Origin of the sequence: Variovorax guangxiensis, from assembly GCF_003952165.1 — a bacterium.
GTDB lineage: Bacteria > Pseudomonadota > Gammaproteobacteria > Burkholderiales > Burkholderiaceae_C > Variovorax > Variovorax guangxiensis.
On sequence record NZ_RXFT01000004.1, the window covers coordinates 1 to 19,224 of the forward strand.

A 19,224-nucleotide genomic window follows, 5' to 3' on the forward strand; every position below is an offset into this window, starting at 1 on the left:
GCCTTGTCCTGCGTCTGCGAGAGCTGGCGCAGTTCTTCCGCGCTGAAGCCCGCACGCCCGCGCGCCTCGAAGTTGAAGGGCGGCTTGTGCCGCGGCGCGTCGTAGCGCGCCACGAGCCCGGGGTAGGCCGCTTCCGGGTCGACGCCCTCGCGCTCGCACAGCCAGCGGTACCAGTGGTTGCCGATGGCCACGTGGCCCACCTCGTCGCGCAGGATGATGTCGAGGATCTCCACCGCGCGCAGCGCATCGGGTGTGTTCACGCGCTTGAGCTTGCCCTGGATGAGCGGCGTGGCGTCGAGCCCGCGCGCCTCCAGCGTGCGCGGCACCAGCGCCATGCGGGCGAGCACGTCGTCCTTGGTCTTCTCGCACATGTTCCACAGGCCGTCGTGGCCGGGGAAGTCGCCGTAGCGCCAGCCCATGTCCTGCAGGTGCGCGTGCAGAAGGGTGAAGTGCAGCGCCTCTTCATGGGCCACGCGCAGCCAGTCGCGGTAGTAGGCCTCGGGCATGCCGTCGTAGCGCCAGACGGCGTCGAGCGCGAGGTTGATGGCGTTGAACTCGATGTGGCAGATCGAATGGATCAGCGCCGCGCGTCCCTCGGTGGTGAAGGGCGAGCGCTTCTGCACGGCGGTGGCGGCCACGCGCAGCGGGCGTTCGGGGCGGCCCGGCACGCCGAGATCGTCGCCGGGCGTGCGGATCGCCTGGGCTGCTATGGATTCGGTAGCGCCGTCCAGCGGGATGGCACGGGTGGCGGCCACCTTTTCATCGGGGTCTGTAAGGCGAAGCGCGGCCAGCGCGCTCAATCGGGGGTGCATCCCTACAATTCTAGGTTTTGACCTTGCAGGGACCGGAACAATGGCGCTCTACGAACTCGACGGCGTGGCACCCCAGGTGGGCGAAGGTGCATGGGTGGCCGACACCGCGGAGGTGATGGGCAACGTCAGGCTGGCGGAGAACGCCAACGTGTGGTTCGGCGCGGTGCTGCGCGGCGACACCGAGACGCTGAGCATCGGGCGCAACAGCAATATCCAGGACCTGTCGGTGCTGCACGCCGACATCGGCTGCCCCCTGACCGTGGGCGACAACGTGACCGTGGGCCACCAGGTGATGCTGCATGGCTGCACCATCGGCGACAACACGCTGGTCGGCATCCAGGCCGTGGTCTTGAATAACGCGAGGATCGGCCGCAACTCGATCGTTGGCGCCGGCAGCGTGGTGACCGAGGGCAAGGAGTTTCCCGACAACTCGCTCATCATGGGCTCGCCCGCCAAGGTGGTGCGCACCCTTGACGACGAGGCCGCCGCCAAGCTGCGCCAGGGCGCGGAAAACTACGTGGCCAACGCGCGGCGCTTCGCAAAGGGCCTGAAAAAGATCGCCTGACCATCCCGGTCGCAGGCACACACACAGAAAGAAGACGTTTTGAGCGAGCTGCACAAATTCCTGTTCGATGGCCTGCCGGTGCGCGGCATGATCGTGCGCCTGACGGACGCGTGGCAGGAGATCCTCGCGCGGCGCGCCTCCAATACCGCCACCGGCGCCTATCCGCAGCCGGTGGTCGAACTGCTCGGCGAGATGACGGCGGCTGCCACGCTGATGCAGGCCAACATCAAGTTCAACGGTGCGCTCATCCTGCAGATCTTCGGCGACGGCCCCGTCAAGGTGGCGGTGGCCGAGTCCAAGCCCGACCTGAGCCTGCGCGCGACCGCCAAGGTGATGGGCGAGCTGCCGGCCGACGCGCACCTGCCCGACATGGTCAACGTGAACAACAAGGGCCGCTGCGCCATCACGCTCGACCCCAAGGACAAGCTGCCGGGCACCACCCCCTACCAGGGCGTCGTGCCGCTCTTCGGCGACGACGGCGAGAAGCTCGGCAAGCTCAGCGACGTGCTTCAGCACTACATGCTGCAGAGCGAACAGCTCGACACCACGCTGGTGCTGGCCGCCGACGACAAGGTGGCCGCGGGCCTGCTGATCCAGCGCCTGCCGGTGAAAGGCGAAGGCAACCTCGAGGGCACCGCCGACAAGGATCACGATCAGGCCAACGAAGACCAGATCGGCCGTAACGAGGACTACAACCGCATCTCGATCCTCGCGTCGAGCCTCACGCGCGACGAACTGCTCACGCTCGACGTCGAGACCATCCTGCGCCGCCTGTTCTGGGAAGAGAAGCTGCTGCGCTTCGAGCCGCAGGCCGGCATGCTCGGACCGCGCTTCGCCTGCACATGCGGCCGCGAGCGCGTGGCGCAGATGATCCGCGGCCTCGGCGAGCAGGAGGCCGAGAGCATCCTCGCCGAGCGCGGCAACATCGAGGTGGGCTGCGACTTCTGTGGCAAGCAGTACCGCTTCGACGCTGTGGATGCGGCGCAGATATTCACGCCGGCGGGCGACAGGGCTCCGGGCAGTCAAGTGGTGCAGTAAGAACCTGAAGGCGGCCGCCGGGCCGCCGGGTTTCAGCGGGCGTCGTCGAACCCGCCGAACGAGATGTCCGGCGCGCTCGTGTTGTGCTTCGACGGCAGGCTGCGGCCAAAGCGCACCTGCGTGGCCTGGAGGCTCTTAACCTCCGGCAGCGGCAGCACCTGCTGCGCGGCACCGGGCGATGCCTGCCAGCGCACTTCGCTCACGTCGGCGTTGTCGGGCGTGACGTACATCGAGCGCAGCACCGCGAAGGGCTGGGCGCTCGCGGTGGGCTTCGACAGCGTCACGTCGAGCGCGGTGCGCGCGCGGCTGATCTCGTCGACCTTCACCGCGGCACTGCCGCCGTCGGTGAAGCGCACGTGGATGGCCAGCGGGCGCGGCACGATGCGGATCGACGCGATGTTCACCACCGGCCGCGCGGCGGCCTCGACCGGGCCGAGCAGGAAGGACGAGCCGTACACCCCGTCGCCGAAGCGCGGCTCGGGCAGCGGCTTGATGCGCCAGTAGCCATCCGACGGATAGAGCACGATGGCTTCGAGCGGCTTACCGTTCTCCTTCCTGAACACCTGCAGCAGATGAAAGCCGCGGTCCTTGCGCTTGCCCACCTGTACGGGCACGCGCTGCGGGCGCCAGAAGCTCGGCAGGGTCATGCCTACGATGCGCCACTGGGCGTTGTCCATCAGCACCACGGTGCGCTTGCGGAAGCGATAGGCCGGGTCGGTGGGATGCTCGCCGCCGTCGAAGTTGCAGCCCGAGAAGTCGGGCGCGGTGACGTCGTTGCCGATCTTGTCGAGGTAGTCGGGCTGCAGCGCCTCGATGCGCATGCGGCGGATGCCTTCGCCGCGCAGGGTCAGCGAGACGTTGTCTTCCTCGGCGCAGGCGGTGGTGGTGGTGCCGTTCTCGACGGTGGCCGCGACAGGTGCCGCGTGGACCGGGCCGGTGGCCGACAGCAGCAGGGTGGCCAGAGCGGAAGGAAGAAGCGCGATGCGCGCGGCGGTCGAAAGGGGCATCGGGTCTCCGGTAAGGGGAAAGGGAGGGCCGCTACTCGCGGCGTGCGATGAGATCGCTGAAGAGCCTATGTTCGCATTCCGGGTCGGAGCATTTCTCGCAAGGCCACGACCAGGAGGCGGGTTTCGCGTCGGACCTGGCGCGCGTGCGCGGCCGGCCCTCGTTGCCTGCGATGGAAACGAGGGCGTTCCACGCGTTGGCGAGCCGCTCGCCGCCGCTGCCGTGCACCACGGCATACGAGAGCTTCGCGCCCGCGAGCGCGGCGCGCACCAGCGTGTCGGTCGGCTGCTGCGCATGCGGTCCGTCGCGCATGTCGTCGGCCACCCAGGGCAGGTCGAGCGCGGTCAGCAGCGTGATGGCGTAGCGCCGCTGGGCGGCCAGCGCACGGTCGTAGAGGGAGGTGTCCGCGAAGAGCTGCTCGCTGTAGACGGCCGTCATGAGCGCGGTGGTGTCGGCCACCACCACGCCGGTGGCGGCTGCGAGCGCTATGCGGCGGGTCTGCTCGTCGGCGATGGCCTGCTGCTCGTCGGGGCGCGGCGTGCGGCCTTCGCGCTCGCACCATTCGCGCAGGTACTCGCTCACCAGGGTCGTTGGCACGTCTCGGTCCTGCAGGCGCTGCGCGATGGCGCGGGCCAGCTCGGTCTTGCCGGTGCTTTCGGCACCCACCAGGGCGATGACGCAGCCCGTCGGCAGCACGGGTGTCATGCGCGCACGGCCGCTGCGGCACTGGACGGCATACGCTGGCGCCAGGCAAGGTAGCCGGCCACGCTGAGCACGGCGAACACCGCATACAGGCCTACCGTGAGCCACAGGCCCTTGTGGATGAAGAGGCCCACGCTCACGACGTTCACCGCCAGCCAGATCAGCCAGTTCTCGATGAACTTGCGCCCGAGCAGGAACTGCCCGACCAGGCTCAGGCCGGTGGCGAAGCCGTCCCACCAGGGCACGTCGGTGTCGGTGAAGCGGCGCAGGAAGAGAGCGACCGCCGGCCATGCCAGAGCGCAGGCGAGCAGCGTGAGCGCGATGCCGCGCGATGAAAGGCGACTCACATGCAGCGCACTGCCGTCAGCGCGGTGCCCGCGCAGCCACTGCGTCCACCCCCAAAGGGCGACCAGCGCGAAGAAGATTTGGAGCGAGGCGTCGCCGTAGATGCGCGCCTTGGCGAACACCGCCACGTAGAGCAGCGAGCTGACGATGGCCAGCGGCCATCCCCAATGGATCTCGCGCATGTTGCAGCCCACCATGGCGAGCGCCAGCGTCGACGCGACGAGTTCGAGCCAGCTGACAGGAGAGCCCCAGAGCAGGAATGCGGGGGCCGAGAGAAGCTCGGTCATCAGCAGGCGGAAAGATGAAGAAGGGTCAGTGCGCGATTTGTACGAACACTTCGTTCGGTTTCACCATGCCGAGCTCGGCGCGCGCGCGCTCCTCGACCATCTCCAGCCCGTCCTTGAGGTCGTTGACCTCGGAGCTCAGGCGCTCGTTGTTCAGCGCGGCCTTGGCGTTGGCTTCCTTCTGGTCGGCCAGCTTGGTCCGCAGCTGGGCCACGTCGCGCACGCTGCCGCGCCCGTTCCACAGCTGCCACTGCAGGATGGCCAGCAGGAGCAGCAGGACGATCGGTGGAACGAGGCGGGCGCGCATGCCGCGTGGCGTCCGGCGTTACTTCAGGTTGTAGAACGCGCCGCGGCCGGGGTAGACGGCGATGTCGCCCAGGTCTTCCTCGATGCGCAGCAGCTGGTTGTACTTGGCGATGCGGTCCGAGCGCGAGAGCGAGCCGGTCTTGATCTGGCCGGCGTTGGTGCCCACGGCGATGTCGGCGATGGTGCTGTCTTCCGTTTCGCCCGAGCGGTGCGAGATGACGGCGGTGTAGCCAGCGCGCTTGGCCATCTCGATGGCGGCGAAGGTCTCGGTCAGCGTGCCGATCTGGTTGATCTTGATCAGGATCGAGTTGGCGATGCCCTTCTCGATGCCTTCCTGCAGGATCCTGGTGTTGGTGACGAAAAGGTCGTCGCCCACCAGCTGCACGCGCTTGCCCAGGCGTTCGGTGAGCAGCTTCCAGCCGTCCCAGTCGCCTTCGTGCATGCCGTCCTCGATGCTGATGATCGGGTACTTGTCGACCCAGGTCGCGAGCATGTCGGTCCAGCTCTCGGCCGTGAGCGAGAGGTTTTCGCCCGACAGCACGTACTTGCCGTCCTTGTAGAACTCGCTGGCCGCGCAGTCCAGGCCCAGGGCGATCTGTTCGCCGGCGGTGTAGCCGGCCTTGTCGATGGCTTCCAGGATCAGCTGGATGGCTGCTTCGTGGCTCTCGACGCTGGGAGCGAAGCCGCCTTCGTCGCCCACTGCCGTGCTGATGCCGCGGTCGCCCAGGATCTTCTTCAGTGCGTGGAACACTTCGGCGCCATAGCGCACGGCCTCGCGGAAGCTCTTGGCGCCCACGGGGATGATCATGAATTCCTGCAGGTCGAGGCTGTTGTTGGCGTGCGCGCCGCCGTTGATGACGTTCATCATCGGCACCGGCAGCTGCATGCCGCCCATGCCGCCGAAGTAGCGGTACAGCGGCAGGCCCGATTCTTCCGCAGCGGCGCGGGCCACGGCCATCGAGACGGCGAGGGTGGCGTTGGCGCCCAGGCGGCCCTTGTTGTCGGTGCCGTCGAGGTCGATCATCGTGCGATCGAGGAAGGCCTGTTCGCTGGCGTCCAGGCCGAGCACGGCTTCCGAGATCTCGGTGTTGATGTTCTCGACGGCCTTCAGCACGCCCTTGCCCAGGTAGCGGCTCTTGTCGCCGTCGCGCAGCTCGATGGCTTCGCGCGAGCCGGTCGATGCGCCCGAGGGCACGGCGGCGCGGCCCATGGTGCCCGACTCGAGCAGCACGTCGCATTCGACGGTGGGGTTGCCTCGGCTGTCGAGAATTTCGCGGCCGACGATGTCAACGATTGCACTCATCTTCTGTCTTTCTCTTTCTGGTCTCTTTGGGCGGATGAATAGATGGGGGAACGGGGCAGGAGATCAGAGGCCCTCGACGGCGATCATGTTCATGATCGCGGCGCCGGCACGCGCCTCGCGCGCCTTGAGGTACTCGGGCGTCTCGTAGAAGGCCCGGGCCTTCTCGAAGCTGGGGAACTTGAGGATGACGATGCGCGTGGGCTTCCAGTCGCCCTCCAGCGGCTGCACCTGGCCGCCGCGCACGCACACCTCGGCGCCGTGCGCCTGCATGGCGACGGTCGACCACTTCTTGTATTCCTCGTACTGCGTCGGGTTCGTGACCTCGACATGTGCGATGACGTAGCCGCTGCTCATTCGAATACCTCCGTGCTCCGCACTGCGGTGCGAGCTTGCTTGGGGCGGCCCGGCGCGGCGCTCATGCAACCGCCTTCAGCGTCTTGTTGGTGCTGCCCGAACCCTTTTCCTTGTGCTCGAGCGCAGCCTTGATGAAGGCGTTGAAGAGCGGGTGGCCGCCCCACGGGGTCGACTTGAACTCGGGGTGGAACTGCACGCCCATGAACCACGGGTGCACGTCCTGCGGCAGCTCGACGATCTCGGTGAGGTGCTCGCGCTGGGTGAGGGCGGAGATCACGAGGCCGGCCTTGCGCAGCTCGTCGAGGTAGTTCACGTTGGCTTCGTAGCGGTGGCGGTGGCGTTCGGTGACCACGTCGCCGTAGATGCTGTGGGCCAGCGTGCCCGGCGCCACGTCGGAGCTCTGCGCGCCCAGGCGCATGGTGCCGCCGAGGTCGGACTTCTCGTCGCGGATCTTCACGGTGCCATCGGCGTCCTTCCACTCGGTGATCAGCGCGATCACGGGGGTGGGCGTCTCGGGGTCGAACTCGGTGCTGTTGGCGTTCTTCAGGCCGGCCACGTGGCGGGCGTATTCGATAGTGGCCACCTGCATGCCCAGGCAGATGCCGAGGTAGGGCACCTTGCCCTCGCGGGCGAAGCGCGCGGCCGAGATCTTGCCTTCCACGCCGCGCTGGCCGAAGCCGCCGGGCACCAGGATGGCGTCGTACTTGGCCAGGCGCGAGACATCCTGCGGCGAGATGGTCTCGGAGTCGATGTAGTCGATCTTCACGCGGGCATGGTTCTTCATGCCGGCATGGCGCAGCGCCTCGTTGAGCGACTTGTAGCTGTCCGACAGGTCGACGTACTTGCCGACCATGGCGATCGAGACTTCCTTCTGCGGATGCTCGACCTCGTAGACCAGCTCGTCCCAGCGCTGCAGCTTGGCGGGCGGGGTGTTGATGCGCAGCTTGTCGCAGATCAGGCCGTCCAGGCCCTGCTCGTGCAGCATGCGGGGCACCTTGTAGATGGTGTCCACGTCCCACATGGAGATCACGCCCCATTCGGGCACGTTCGAGAAGAGCGAGATCTTGGCGCGCTCGTCGTCGGGGATCGGGCGGTCGGCGCGGCACAGCAGGGCGTCGGCCTGGATGCCGATCTCGCGCAGCTTCTGCGCCGTGTGCTGGGTGGGCTTGGTCTTGAGCTCGCCGGCGGCGGCGATCCAGGGCACGTAGCTCAGGTGCACGAAGGCCGAGTTGTTCGGGCCCATGCGCAGGCTCATCTGGCGAACGGCCTCCAGGAAGGGCAGCGACTCGATGTCGCCCACGGTGCCGCCGATCTCGACGATGGCCACGTCCACCTCGTGCGCCGTGCCGATGCCGGCGCCGCGCTTGATGTATTCCTGGATCTCATTGGTGATGTGCGGGATCACCTGCACCGTCTTGCCGAGGTAGTCGCCGCGGCGTTCCTTCTCGAGCACGGTCTTGTAGATCTGGCCGGTCGTGAAGTTGTTGGCCTTGCGCATCCGCGTGTTGATGAAGCGCTCGTAGTGGCCGAGGTCGAGGTCGGTCTCCGCGCCGTCATCGGTGACGAACACTTCACCATGCTGGAAGGGCGACATCGTGCCGGGGTCGACATTGATGTACGGATCGAGCTTGATGAGGGTGACTTGGAGGCCGCGCGATTCGAGGATCGCGGCGAGCGAGGCGGAGGCGATTCCCTTGCCAAGGGAAGAAACGACACCACCGGTGACGAAGACAAATTTGGTCATGCCAGTTCCGGACGCTGTGAATCCGGGCAGTGGGAAATTGCGATTATAGGTGTGCCCTTCGCGACACCTTTCGAGAAGGGCATCTTTCGTGGGGGCCGCCGCGCACGGCCGCCCGAAGCGGCCGGCCCGCCCCCGGTCGGGGGGGAGGCGAAGACACGAAGTGCGAAGCCTGGGGGTGAGCAACAATACAGCCCATGCAAGACCTCGCCGGCAAACACATCGTCCTGGGCCTCACCGGAGGCATCGCCTGCTACAAGTCGGCCGAGCTGTGCCGGCTGTTCGTCAAGGCGGGCGCGACCGTCCAGGTCGTGATGACCGAGGCAGCGGAGCAGTTCATCACCCCCGTCACCATGCAGGCGCTCTCGGGGCGAACCGTCTACACCTCGCAGTGGGACACCCGCGAGCCCAACAACATGCCGCACATCAACCTGAGCCGCGAGGCCGACGCGATCGTGCTGGCCCCCTGCAGCGCCGACTTCATCGCCCGGCTGGTGCAAGGCCGCTCCGACGACCTGCTGAGCCTGATGTGCCTGGCTCGCCCGATGGACCGCATCCCTCTGCTGATCGCCCCGGCCATGAATCGCGAGATGTGGGCCCATCCGGCCACGCAGCGCAACCTGATGCAGGTGGCGGCCGACGGCGCGACGGTGCTGGGCGTGGGCAACGGCTGGCAGGCCTGCGGCGAGACCGGCGACGGCCGCATGCTGGAACCGGCGCAGCTGCTGGAAGATGTCACCGCCTTCTTCAGCCCCAAGCTGCTGGCGGGGCAGAAGGTGCTGGTCACGGCCGGCCCGACCTTCGAGGCGCTGGACCCGATCCGCGGCATCACCAACCATTCGTCCGGCAAGATGGGCTTCGCCATTGCCCGGGCTGCCCGCGAGGCAGGCGCCGATGTCACGCTGGTGGCCGGGCCGGTGCACCTGCCCACGCCGCGCGGCGTGGCGCGCGTCGACGTGCTCTCGGCGCAGGACATGCTCGAAGCGACCACCCGTGCGGCCCAGAGTGCTAGCATTTTCGTAGCTACGGCAGCCGTCGCAGACTGGCGGCCGGCCACCCAGAGCAACCAGAAGATCAAGAAGGACGGCAGCGGCAGGACGCCGGTGCTGAACTTCACCGAGAACCCGGACATCCTCCTCGCCGTCGCGAAGAGCGAGCGGGCCCGGTCGAAGAAGCTCTTCTGCGTGGGCTTCGCCGCCGAGAGCGAGAACCTCGCCGAACACGCCAAGGCCAAGCGCGAGCGCAAGGGCATCCCGCTGCTGGTGGGCAACATCGGCCCGCTGACCTTCGGCCAGGACGACAACGCGCTGCTGCTGGTGGATGCCAACGGCGTGCGCGAGCTCCCGCGCGCCCCCAAGCTCACGCTGGCGCGCGAGCTCATGACCGAGATCGCAGCGCGTCTTCCCGACTGGAGGGTCTGATGAATCCCCAATGGAACACACCGCCGAATGGCGATTTCGCCCGCTATGTGGAGCGGCTGTCCGCGCAGGCGGCGCTGCCGAAGCGGACCGCCGCGGCGCCCGGCGAGCACGGGTTGGACATCGGCATGACGCCGACCTCCGGTCCGCAGGCGCAGGGGCCCGTCACCGCCGCGATGCAACGCGCCGAGCTCCCCAACGGCGAAGTGCCCAGGAAGCAGCCTGGCTCCTTCGATCCGGCGCTGCTCAAGGTGCTGGGCATCTTCGGCGCGGTGGTGTTCCTCGTGCTCTGGGCCGCGGGCGTGCCGTTCGGCGTGCTGATCGTCCTGGCGGCGCTGGCCGCCTGGTTCGGCAGGAAATTGAAGGGCCTGAAGCTCACACCCGGTGTCGCCAAGTGGCAGCAGGTGCTGGAAGAAGCGGCCCGAAAGCAAAGAGAACAGCAACAGAAGCAAGGCAATAACTAGTGAAAGTCGACGTCCGCATCCTCGATCCGCGCATGGTGGATCAACTGCCCGCATACGCCACCCCCGGAAGCGCCGGCCTCGACCTGCGAGCCTGCCTTGATGCCCCCATCACGCTGGAGCCCAACGGCTGGCAGCTGGTGGGCACCGGCATCGCCATCCATCTGGCCGACCCGGCCTATGCGGCGCTGATCCTTCCGCGCTCGGGGCTGGGCCACAAGCACGGCATCGTGCTGGGCAACCTCGTCGGCCTGATCGACAGCGACTACCAGGGCGAGCTGAAGATCAGCGCCTGGAACCGCAGCGACACGCCCTTCGTGCTGAACCCGATGGAGCGGCTGGCGCAGCTGGTGATCGTGCCGGTGGTGCAGGCGCAGTTTCGAGTGGTCACAGAATTTGCACCCACGCAACGAGGCGAGGGCGGCTACGGCTCTACCGGCAAACATTGAGCGAATCCTGAAGATCGGCTGAGTTTCCGGGCGGTAAAGAGCGGAACCGGCACGGGCCGTACGGCCTCGAAGGTTTCAGTGTGTGAACGGCGTCATCGCGGCCGATGCTGCGGCGTTAGTCAGGCACACGCAGGGTGCATGCATTCATCATCCTTGCATCGTTCTTTCCGAGGAGCCTCCAACATGAAGATCTCAATGCGCTTTGTTTCCGTCACGGCTTCCGTGCTGGCCGTGGCCACGCTCACGGCGTGCGTGGCACCGGCGCCGGTCTACCAGACCTCGCGCTATCCCTACCAGGCGCCTCCGCAGGCCATTCCCTACCAGGAAGCTTCCTACGTCGAGTACGGCCACGTGGCCAACATCGAGGTGCTGCGCAGCGAAACCGCCGGCACCGGCACCACGGGCGGCGGTGCCGTCGCCGGTGGCGTCATCGGCGGCGTGGTGGGCAACCAGTTCGGCCGGGGCAATGGCCGCGCCGCGGCGACCGCGCTGGGCATCGTGGGCGGCGCCCTGCTGGGCAACACCATCGAGGCACAGCAGAACGGTCCGCGCGTCTACGAGATGTACCGCGTCTCGGTGCAGACCGACCGCGGTGGCTATCGGGCCTTCGACGTGCAGAGCCCCGGCGACCTGCGCATCGGCGACCGCGTGCGCATCGACAACGGCCAGATCTCGCGGATGTAAGCCGCGCTGTTTCAGACGTGAAAAAGCCGGGCATCGCCCGGCTTTTTTCGTATGCGCAGCCTCCGGCCGGATTCGGCGCGTCAGTGCAGCGTCTGGTTGCCCGGCGCCATCGGCGCAATCTTGAAGAAGCCCGTGCCCGCCGTGCCGCGTCCCACTTCTTCCTCGGTGGCCTCGCGCACGGAACGCACGGTGATGTCGAGCCGGATCGCGATGCCCGCCAGCGGATGGTTGCCGTCGAGCACCAGGTGGTCGGGATAGATCTCGGCCACGGTGTAGATCGTGTCCTTCGGAATGTCGGCATTCACGCCCTTGGGCAGTGCGGAGCCGTCGAAGGTCATGCCTTCCTCGGTGCCTTCGGGGAAGAGCGAGCGGGGCTCCAGGAAGAGCAACTGGTCGTTGAAGTCGCCGAAGCCCTGTTCGGGCTCGATCTGCAGTTGCACCCGGGCGCCGGGTTCATGGCCCTGCAGGGCCGCTTCGATCACGTCGAAGAGATCGTCGCCGCCGACCAGGAATTCGACAGGCTCGTCGAGCACATCAAGCACGTCACCGAGCGTGTCTTTCATCGTCCAGGTCAGGCCGACCACGCATTGTTCAGAGATTTCCATTGCAGAATTCTCCCATGGAGATCAACAAACCGCTGCCCCTGCTGGGCGGCCTGAGCGCCGCGCAGTTCATGCGGCGGCATTGGCAGAAAAAACCCTTGCTCGTGCGGCAGGCGATACCCGCGATGGTGCCACCGATCGAGCGTTCCGAGTTGTTCGCCCTGGCCGAGCGTGAGGACGTCGAATCGCGCCTCATCCGCCACGGCAAGGCCGGCTGGTCGCTCAAGCACGGCCCCCTTGCCCGCCGCGCCCTGCCGTCGCTGAAGCAGCCGGCATGGACGCTGCTGGTGCAGGGCGTCGACCTGCACCACGAGGGCGTGCACGAGCTGATGCGGCAGTTCCGCTTCCTGCCCGACGCGCGCCTCGACGACCTCATGATCAGCTACGCAAGCGATACCGGTGGCGTCGGCGCGCACTTCGACAGCTACGACGTGTTCCTGCTGCAGGCGCACGGGCGCCGGCGCTGGTCCATCGGCAAACAGAGCGACCTGCGGCTGCAGCAGGGCCTGCCGCTGAAGATCCTCGAGAACTTCGAGCCCGAGCAGAGCTTCGTGCTCCAGCCCGGCGACATGCTCTACCTGCCTCCGCGATACGCCCACGACGGCGTGGCCGTGGGCGGCGACTGCATGACGTATTCCATCGGCCTGCGCTCGTCGGCCCTGGGCGAGCTGGGTGCCGACCTGCTGGCGCGCATGGCGCAGGCCTATGCGGAAGACCTGGAAGACGCGGGCCCGGCCGAACTCGCGCGGTACCGCGATCCGACGCAGCCCGCCGTCGATGCGCCCGCCGCGATGCCCGCGGCCCTGCAGGGTTTCGCGCGCAAGGCCATCGAGGCGGCGCTACGCGATGCCGATGCCATCGACCGTGCCCTTGGCGAGTCGCTCACCGAGCCCAAGGCCAACGTCTGGTTCGATGAAAGCGGTGAGGCGCCAGCGGCCATGCAGCACGTGAAGCTCGACCGCCGCACGCGCATGCTCTACGACGCGCGGCACATCTACATCAACGGCGAGAGCTTTCGCGCGGGCGGCGCCGATGCGACGCTGATGCGCAAGCTGGCCGACCGCCGCGAGCTCGGCGCTCGCGAACTCTCGCGAGCGAGCGAAGGCGCTCTTGCGCTGCTGGGCGAGTGGTGCGAAGCAGGGTGGCTCCATGCCGGATGAAGCGCCCGGCCCGTCATTGCCCGAGGGCCGCTTCGATGGCCGGGAGGCCTTCGACGTGCTCCTGCGCAACGCACTCTCGGCCGCGGCGCGCGAAGGCTGGAAGGAGGTCGTCTTCAGCGACCCCGATTTCGCCGACTGGCCCCTCGGCGAGCGCGCGACCATCGAGGCATTGCAGGCCTGGGCCGCGAGCGGCCGCCGCCTGATGCTGCTCGCGCAGCGCTACGACATTCTCGAACGCGGCCATGCGCGCTTCGTCGCATGGCGCCGCATGTGGGACCACATCATCGAATGCAGGGCCGCAGGCAAGGCATCGGGCATGGAAGTGCCGAGCGCCATCTGGACGCCCTCATGGTTCGCGCATCGCATCGACCCAGAACGAAGCAGGGGCGTGAGCGGCGCAGACGCACGCGCGCGCAGCGAATTGCGCGAGGCCATCGAAGAGTGCTGGCGCATGGGCCGGCCCGCGTTTCCGGCATCGACACTCGGCTTGTAAGCCAATGCCGCGAATGCGGCCGCGAGACATATTCAGGCGGATATGCGGGTCTAGAATTTTTTCGTTCCAGACCTTCATTGCCAAAGGAGATTCCATGAAGAAGTCATCGTCCGTCCTGATCGCCTCTCTGATTGCCGCTGCCGCGCTCGTCGCCTGCGGCAAGAAGGAGGATGCAGCGCCGGCTGTAGTGACGCCGCCTCCTGCGCCCGTGACTGAACCCGCACCCGCGCCCGCTGCTCCCGCTCCCGCGCCATCGGCCGATCCGGGCGCATCGTCCTCGTCGTCGACCGCTCCTTCTTCGGGCTCGCAGTCGGCGCTCGATGCCGCGAACGCAGCCACCGAGGCCGCGAAGAAGAATGAAGCGCCGAAGCAGTAAGCAGCAAGGACTGCATCAGCCATGAAAAAGCCGCCATGAGGCGGCTTTTTTTCTTAGGAGAGCGTGAGGGCCCTGACGCTCAGACGTCGAGCCAGGGCGAGCCTGCGCTGGCCGTGGCCGTCAGCATCTCCGACTCGTTGCCGCCCAGCGCCTCGGCCATGAGGCGCCGCACGATCTCGGGCCGGTTGTTCTGCTCGCTCAGGTGCGCCGCGACCACGTGCCGCATGCCGTCGTGCAGCAGCGCGCGTGCGATCTCGGCCGCGGCGGTGTTCGACAGGTGCCCGTAGTTGCCGCCTACGCGGTGCTTGAGGAAGGGCGGGTAGCTCGAGTTCGCGAGCAGCTCGCTGTCATGGTTGAACTCCAGCAGCAGCGAATGCACGCCGGCCAGCCGGGTCAGCACGTGCGTCGTTGCATGGCCCAGGTCGGTCAGCACGCCCAGCGTGCGATTGCCGTCGGTACAGCGCAATTGCAGCGGTTCGCGCGCATCGTGCGGAACGGTGAAGGGCTGCACGCAGAGGTCGCCGACCGTGAACTCGGCATCGTCGCGCGCAAGGTGCAGCAGGCCCTCGAAGTCGCGCCCGCCGGTGGCGAGCCACGTGCCTTCGCTCATCCAGACGGGAATGCGATTGCGCCGCGACAGTGAATGGGCGCAGCCGATGTGGTCGCCGTGCTCGTGGGTCACGAAGACCGCGTCGATGTCGCTGGCTGCAAGGCCTGCCTGGGCCAGGCGCAGGTCGAGCTGCTTGAGGCCGAAGCCGCAGTCGACGAGGAGGCGGGAGGTGCGGCCGGCGCTGGTCGTCTCGACCAGCGCGGCGTTGCCCGTGCTGCCGCTGCCGAGGCTTCGGAAGCGGAGCATGCGGGTTATCTCAGGTCGTCGGCGATGACCTTGACGATGCGCTCGGCGTTGACCGAGGTTTCGGGTGCGCCGGCTTCGTTGAGCACCGACACCGTGGTCGATTCGCCCTGGCTCTTGACCGAGATGCGGAACTTCGCGGGCGCCTCGGCCTTGCTCGAGCCACCGAACAGCTTGCCGAAGAAGCCGGGCTCCTTCTTGTCGGGGTTCGGCGGCACGTAGCGCACGTAGTAGACGCCGGCGCTGCGGTCGCGGTCTTCCACGGTGAAGCCGGTGCGATCGAGCGCGAGGCCGACGCGGCGCCATGCGCGGTCGAAGCCTTCGCTGATCTGCACGACCGGCTGGTTGCCGACCTTGGCGATGGTGGCGGTCTTGGGCGTCGCGGTGGTCGCGGCCAGGATCTTCGACTGCTCCTGCGACACGCCGAGCTTGACCATCAGGCGGCGCAGGAATTCGGTCTCGAGCTCAGGATCGCTGGGGCGCGGCTGCCACACGGTCTGGTCCTGGCGGGAGTTGTTGTAGACCTCCTGCATGCCGCGATGGCTGATGAAGATCTCGGTGCCGGTCGAGGTGCGCTCCAGGCGGGTGCGGAAGCGGTCGAGCTCGCCGGTGGAGTAGACCGAGTCGACCAGCTTGCCCAGCGTCCCGCGGATGATGTCCTGCGGCAGCTTGGCGCGGTTCTCGGCCCAGTCGGTTTCCATGATGCCCAGGTTGCGCTGGTCGGTGGTCAGCAGGAAGCCGTTTTCCTGCCAGAAGTCCTTCACCGGGTCCCAGAGCTGGTCGGGCGTGCGATTGACGACGATCCAGCGCTGCGTGCCCGAGCGCTCCATGCGCACGTCGCCGATGTTGGCCACCGCGGTGGGGACGCCGGGCGCGTTGGCGATGCCCGCCTGGTACGAGTTTGCGCTCACGGCGCCGCCGGGGATGGCGTAGCGGTTGTCGCGCGAAAGCTGGGAGAGATCGGGCGGGACTTCGAGCGTCGGGGCCTTGCCTGCGCTCTTGTAGTCGATCTTGTCGCTCTCGAGGACGGAGCAGGCGGCGAGGCTGGCAACGAGGGCCAGCAGTGCAAGTCGCGAAAGGTTCTTCAACGTCGTCTTCCTTGTTGGAATGGTTCGGTCAATCTAGGGGCCGCAGTGCCCGCCGCCATCTCTGAGCGCGGTTCGGGCAAAAGGTTGCTTAACCTTGCTGTGGCCAGGGGAAAGGCAGGTCCGGGACGTGCTGGAGAGGAGTGCTCAGCCCTTCAGCAGGCCGGTGGCGCGCAGGGCGCCTTCGACCGCGGGGCGGCTCGCTTCGCCGAGTTCGGTGAGCGGCAGGCGCAGCGCGCCGCCACACAGGCCGAGCCGTGCCATCGCCCACTTCAGCGGGATCGGGTTGGGCTCGACGAACAGGTTGCGGTGCAGCGGCATGAGCTCGAACTGGATCTGCATGGCGCGCTTCACGTCGCCCGCCAGCGCGGCGACGCACAGCTCGTGCATCTTGCGCGGCGCGATGTTGGCCGTGACGCTGATGTTGCCCTGGCCGCCGCAGAGCATGAGCGCGACCGCGGTCGGGTCGTCGCCGGAATAGACGGCGAAGTTCTTCGGCACTTCGCGGATGAGCCACTGGGCCCGCTCGATGTTGCCGGTGGCTTCCTTGATGCCGATGATGCCGGGCACCTGCGCCAGGCGCAGCACGGTGTCGTGCGCCATATCGGCGACGGTGCGGCCGGGCACGTTGTACAGCACGATGGGCAGGTCGCCCACGGCCTCGGCGATGGCCTTGAAGTGCTGGTACTGGCCCTCTTGCGTGGGCTTGTTGTAGTAAGGCACGACCTGGAGCTGCGAGTCGGCGCCCACGCCCTTGGCGAACTTGGCGAGCTCGATGGCTTCCTTGGTGGAGTTCGCGCCGCAGCCGGCCATCACGGGCACTCGGCCCTTGGCCTGCTCGACCGAGACGCGGATGATTTCGCAGTGCTCCTCGACATCGACCGTCGGCGATTCGCCGGTGGTGCCGACCACGCCCAGGCAGTCGGTGCCTTCTTCGATGTGCCAGTCGATGAGTCGCCGCAGGGCGGGGTAGTCGACACTGCCGTCGTCGTGCATCGGCGTGACGAGCGCGACGATGCTGCCTGTCAGTTGCTCCAAGGGGAATCTCTTTGTCGGTGGACGAAAGCGCCGATTCTACTTACTCCCGCGTCCCGCCAGACAGCGGCCCCGGGCCCCTTAGTTTCCCTTAAGGAGGCGGCGCGCCGGCAGACCGGAATCGGCCGCGGGCGGGCGAACGGCCGCGATGCGCTGCACGAAGCGCTCCGGCTGCGCGATGAACCCGTCCTCGTAGGCCACCACGCTCAGTCCGGCGCAGGCCGTCAGCAGTTCGCCCGGCTGCAGCAGGAAGTCGGGCCGCGAGGGCTTGCCGACGGTTTCGTTGCCCGTGGCGAAGGTCTCGTAGAGCAGCACGCCGCCCGGCGCCACAGCGGCAACGATGTCGGCCATGCGCGGGCGCCAGAGGTAGTTGGTGACGACCACGGCACCGAAGGCCCGGCCGGAGAAGGGCCAGGAGCCGGATTCGATGTCGGCCTCGACCACCTTGCCGAACGCGCTTGCCGCCTCGACAGCCTCGGGAGAGCGGTCGACGCCGGTGACCGCGTGCCCGCGTCCGGCGAACCACTTCATGTGCCGCCCGGCGCCGCAGGCCACGTCCAGCACCGACGCGCCGGTCGCAAGCAGGTGCGACCACCGGACGATCCATTCGGAAGGTGCACCCAGGCCGTGCACTGGCGCTATCTCTTTCATAGCGATCCGGCGCTCAGAAGCAGGACCAGATCTGGTCGACCAGCGTTACCAGAAAGTCCGGATGAACGTACAGCGCGAACACGCCGCCCAGCACCGCCAGCGCGGCGGCCAGCCAGCCTGCGTGGACGATGTGATGGCGCATCCGGGGAGTCATGGCCCTGTTTTACACGCAACCGGCTGCGGATCAGCCCGCGGCGCCTACCGGCTGCGGACCGCGCGGAATGGCGCTTTCCTTCACCGGCAGGTTGACCACCGCCGCGAACACGCCCAGCGCGATCGCGATGTACCAGACGATGTCGTAGCTGCCCGTGGTGTCGTACAGGTAGCCCCCGAGCCACACGCCCAGGAAGGAGCCGACCTGGTGGCTCAGGAACACGAAGCCGCTGAGCATCGAAAGATGCGCCACGCCGAAGATGCCCGCCACGATGGCGTTGGTGGCCGGTACCGTGGACAGCCACAGGAAGCCCATCGCCGCGGAGAAGAAGTACACGCTCATCGGCGAGATCGGCGCCATCAGGAAGAGCGCTATCGATACCGCCCGCGCGAAGTAGATGGCCGCCAGGATCTTCCGCTTGGCCAGCTTCTGCCCCAGCAGCCCCACCGTGTAGGTGCCGAACACGTTGAACAGGCCGATCAGCGCCAGCGCGTAGCCCGCCACCTCGGCCGGCAGGCTGCGGTCGCGCAGGTAGGTCGGCATGTGGATGCCGATGAAGGCGAGCTGGAAGCCGCAGACGAAATAGCCCGCCATCAGCAGGCCGAAGCTCGGGTAGCGAAAGGCCTCGCCCACCGCCTGCATCACCGACTGCTCGCGGTGGCCGGCCAGCGCCGCCGTCTTCGGCTCGCGCAGCCCGAAGGCCAGGGGAACGATCACCAGCGCCAATACCGCCACCACCGCGAGCGCGGTCTGCCAGCCCAGGCTGCCGATCAGCCGGCCCTCGATGGGCGCCATCAGGAACTGCCCGAACGAGCCGGCGGCGGCCGCCACACCCATGGCCCAGGAGCGCCGTTCGGCCGGAATCTGCCGCCCGATCACGCCGTAGATCACCGCGTAGGTGGAGCCCGCCTGCGCCGCGCCGATCAGGATGCCCGCGCTCAGCGTGAAGAGCAGCGGCGTCGGCGAATGCGCCATGCCGAACAGCCCCAGCGCATAGAGGAGCGAGCCGCCGATCAGCACCCGGAACGCGCCGAACCTGTCGGCCAGCATGCCCGCGAACACGCCGAAGATGCCCCACGAGAGGTTCTGCACCGCCAGCGCGAACGAGAAGGTCTGCCGGCTCCAGTCCTGCGCCTGCGTGATCGGCTGCAGCCACAGGCCGAAGCCATGGCGTATGCCCATCGACAGCGTGACGATCATCGCCCCGCAGAAAAGTACTTGCTTGACCGAGAGGGCGGGGGCGGCTGGGGATTGCATGACTTCGAATGTAACTATTCGCCTGCTCGAGCAGGTGGCACGCCGGCCAAAGCCATTGATGATTTATCGGGCGCATTTCGATGCGGTGGAC

At 67.5% G+C, this 19,224-nt stretch carries 24 protein-coding genes; 9 read left to right on the forward strand and 15 right to left on the reverse strand.

Annotation, left to right across the window (positions count from 1 at the left end; genetic code table 11):
* Positions 1-812, reverse strand: an 812-nt coding sequence (locus EJP67_RS10890) for a ferritin-like domain-containing protein (RefSeq protein WP_133373061.1), incomplete at its 3' end; no start/stop codon positions are given.
* A 40-nt stretch (positions 813-852) separates the two neighbouring features.
* Between EJP67_RS10890 and EJP67_RS10895 the strand changes: the two genes are divergently transcribed.
* Together EJP67_RS10895 and hslO are read left to right on the forward strand one after the other, a co-directional pair.
* Positions 853-1,377 (forward strand): gamma carbonic anhydrase family protein, encoded by a 525-nt coding sequence (locus EJP67_RS10895; protein WP_126021734.1) that lies wholly within the window; start codon positions 853-855, stop codon positions 1,375-1,377.
* 39 nt (positions 1,378-1,416) lie between these two features.
* Positions 1,417-2,415, forward strand: coding sequence for an Hsp33 family molecular chaperone HslO (gene hslO, locus EJP67_RS10900; RefSeq protein ID WP_126021735.1), 999 nt, complete (start codon positions 1,417-1,419; stop codon positions 2,413-2,415).
* A 32-nt stretch (positions 2,416-2,447) separates the two neighbouring features.
* On the opposite strand, the gene EJP67_RS10905 is transcribed toward hslO, so the two are convergent.
* The 7 genes from EJP67_RS10905 to EJP67_RS10935 form a co-directional block, all read right to left on the reverse strand.
* A complete protein-coding gene (locus EJP67_RS10905) occupies positions 2,448-3,422 on the reverse strand; it encodes a hypothetical protein (protein ID WP_126021736.1) in 975 nt (324 codons plus the stop codon).
* Between the two features lie 31 nt (positions 3,423-3,453).
* Entirely contained in the window at positions 3,454-4,125 is a 672-nt protein-coding gene (locus tag EJP67_RS10910) for an AAA family ATPase (RefSeq protein WP_126021737.1), read from the reverse strand.
* Positions 4,122-4,754, reverse strand: a complete 633-nt coding sequence (pnuC, locus tag EJP67_RS10915) for a nicotinamide riboside transporter PnuC (RefSeq protein ID WP_126021738.1) — start codon at positions 4,752-4,754, stop codon at positions 4,122-4,124. Before pnuC ends, EJP67_RS10910 begins: the two co-directional genes overlap by 4 nt.
* Before the next feature lie 25 nt (positions 4,755-4,779).
* On the reverse strand, positions 4,780-5,058 hold the full coding sequence (gene ftsB, locus EJP67_RS10920; RefSeq protein ID WP_093203189.1) for a cell division protein FtsB: 279 nt from the start codon (positions 5,056-5,058) through the stop codon (positions 4,780-4,782).
* 18 nt (positions 5,059-5,076) lie between these two features.
* Entirely contained in the window at positions 5,077-6,360 is a 1,284-nt protein-coding gene (gene eno, locus EJP67_RS10925; protein ID WP_126021739.1) for a phosphopyruvate hydratase, read from the reverse strand.
* A gap of 63 nt (positions 6,361-6,423) precedes the next feature.
* Positions 6,424-6,714 carry a DUF1330 domain-containing protein gene (locus EJP67_RS10930; protein WP_126021740.1) on the reverse strand — a complete coding sequence of 97 codons (291 nt, stop codon included), beginning with the start codon at positions 6,712-6,714 and terminating at the stop codon, positions 6,424-6,426.
* 61 nt (positions 6,715-6,775) lie between these two features.
* Positions 6,776-8,458 (reverse strand): CTP synthase, encoded by a 1,683-nt coding sequence (locus tag EJP67_RS10935; protein ID WP_126021741.1) that lies wholly within the window; start codon positions 8,456-8,458, stop codon positions 6,776-6,778.
* Positions 8,459-8,652: 194 nt separating this feature from the next.
* On the opposite strand from EJP67_RS10935, the gene coaBC reads away from it, so the two are divergent.
* The 4 genes from coaBC (at position 8,653) to EJP67_RS10955 (ending at position 11,467) form a co-directional block, all read left to right on the forward strand.
* Positions 8,653-9,876 carry a bifunctional phosphopantothenoylcysteine decarboxylase/phosphopantothenate--cysteine ligase CoaBC gene (gene coaBC, locus EJP67_RS10940; RefSeq protein WP_126021742.1) on the forward strand — a complete coding sequence of 408 codons (1,224 nt, stop codon included), beginning with the start codon at positions 8,653-8,655 and terminating at the stop codon, positions 9,874-9,876.
* The gene (locus EJP67_RS10945; protein ID WP_126021743.1) at positions 9,876-10,337 is read left to right on the forward strand and encodes a hypothetical protein; all 462 of its coding nucleotides are present in this window, start codon (positions 9,876-9,878) and stop codon (positions 10,335-10,337) included. The genes coaBC and EJP67_RS10945 overlap by 1 nt, the downstream gene beginning before the upstream one ends.
* Positions 10,337-10,783 carry a dUTP diphosphatase gene (dut, locus tag EJP67_RS10950; RefSeq protein ID WP_019655978.1) on the forward strand — a complete coding sequence of 149 codons (447 nt, stop codon included), beginning with the start codon at positions 10,337-10,339 and terminating at the stop codon, positions 10,781-10,783. Before EJP67_RS10945 ends, dut begins: the two co-directional genes overlap by 1 nt.
* 183 nt (positions 10,784-10,966) lie before the next feature.
* The gene (locus EJP67_RS10955) at positions 10,967-11,467 is read left to right on the forward strand and encodes a glycine zipper 2TM domain-containing protein (RefSeq protein WP_126021744.1); all 501 of its coding nucleotides are present in this window, start codon (positions 10,967-10,969) and stop codon (positions 11,465-11,467) included.
* Between the two features lie 80 nt (positions 11,468-11,547).
* Here EJP67_RS10955 and EJP67_RS10960 read toward each other — a convergent pair whose 3' ends face one another.
* Positions 11,548-12,072 (reverse strand): FKBP-type peptidyl-prolyl cis-trans isomerase, encoded by a 525-nt coding sequence (locus tag EJP67_RS10960; protein ID WP_126021745.1) that lies wholly within the window; start codon positions 12,070-12,072, stop codon positions 11,548-11,550.
* 14 nt (positions 12,073-12,086) lie between these two features.
* Here EJP67_RS10960 and EJP67_RS10965 point away from each other — a divergent pair, with 14 nt between their 5' ends.
* From EJP67_RS10965 to EJP67_RS10975, 3 genes are all read left to right on the forward strand, one after another.
* A complete protein-coding gene (locus EJP67_RS10965) occupies positions 12,087-13,229 on the forward strand; it encodes a cupin domain-containing protein (RefSeq protein ID WP_126021746.1) in 1,143 nt (380 codons plus the stop codon).
* On the forward strand, positions 13,219-13,722 hold the full coding sequence (locus EJP67_RS10970; RefSeq protein ID WP_126021747.1) for a hypothetical protein: 504 nt from the start codon (positions 13,219-13,221) through the stop codon (positions 13,720-13,722). Before EJP67_RS10965 ends, EJP67_RS10970 begins: the two co-directional genes overlap by 11 nt.
* Before the next feature lie 94 nt (positions 13,723-13,816).
* Positions 13,817-14,098, forward strand: a complete 282-nt coding sequence (locus tag EJP67_RS10975; protein WP_019655983.1) for a hypothetical protein — start codon at positions 13,817-13,819, stop codon at positions 14,096-14,098.
* A 79-nt stretch (positions 14,099-14,177) separates the two neighbouring features.
* On the opposite strand, the gene EJP67_RS10980 is transcribed toward EJP67_RS10975, so the two are convergent.
* The 6 genes from EJP67_RS10980 to EJP67_RS11000 all read right to left on the reverse strand — a co-directional run bounded on the left by EJP67_RS10980 (position 14,178) and on the right by EJP67_RS11000 (position 19,133).
* On the reverse strand, positions 14,178-14,954 hold the full coding sequence (locus EJP67_RS10980) for an MBL fold metallo-hydrolase (RefSeq protein WP_126021748.1): 777 nt from the start codon (positions 14,952-14,954) through the stop codon (positions 14,178-14,180).
* A 5-nt stretch (positions 14,955-14,959) separates the two neighbouring features.
* Positions 14,960-16,039, reverse strand: coding sequence for an outer membrane protein assembly factor BamC (bamC, locus tag EJP67_RS10985; RefSeq protein WP_126021749.1), 1,080 nt, complete (start codon positions 16,037-16,039; stop codon positions 14,960-14,962).
* 144 nt (positions 16,040-16,183) lie between these two features.
* Positions 16,184-17,074 carry a 4-hydroxy-tetrahydrodipicolinate synthase gene (dapA, locus tag EJP67_RS10990; RefSeq protein WP_126021750.1) on the reverse strand — a complete coding sequence of 297 codons (891 nt, stop codon included), beginning with the start codon at positions 17,072-17,074 and terminating at the stop codon, positions 16,184-16,186.
* 78 nt (positions 17,075-17,152) lie between these two features.
* Positions 17,153-17,722, reverse strand: a complete 570-nt coding sequence (locus EJP67_RS10995) for a class I SAM-dependent methyltransferase (protein WP_126021751.1) — start codon at positions 17,720-17,722, stop codon at positions 17,153-17,155.
* A gap of 13 nt (positions 17,723-17,735) precedes the next feature.
* A complete protein-coding gene (locus EJP67_RS33595; protein ID WP_165909614.1) occupies positions 17,736-17,876 on the reverse strand; it encodes a hypothetical protein in 141 nt (46 codons plus the stop codon).
* Positions 17,877-17,906: 30 nt separating this feature from the next.
* Complete coding sequence (locus tag EJP67_RS11000) at positions 17,907-19,133, reverse strand: MFS transporter (RefSeq protein ID WP_126021752.1); 1,227 nt, start codon at positions 19,131-19,133, stop codon at positions 17,907-17,909.
* Between the last annotated feature and the right edge of the window lie 91 nt (positions 19,134-19,224).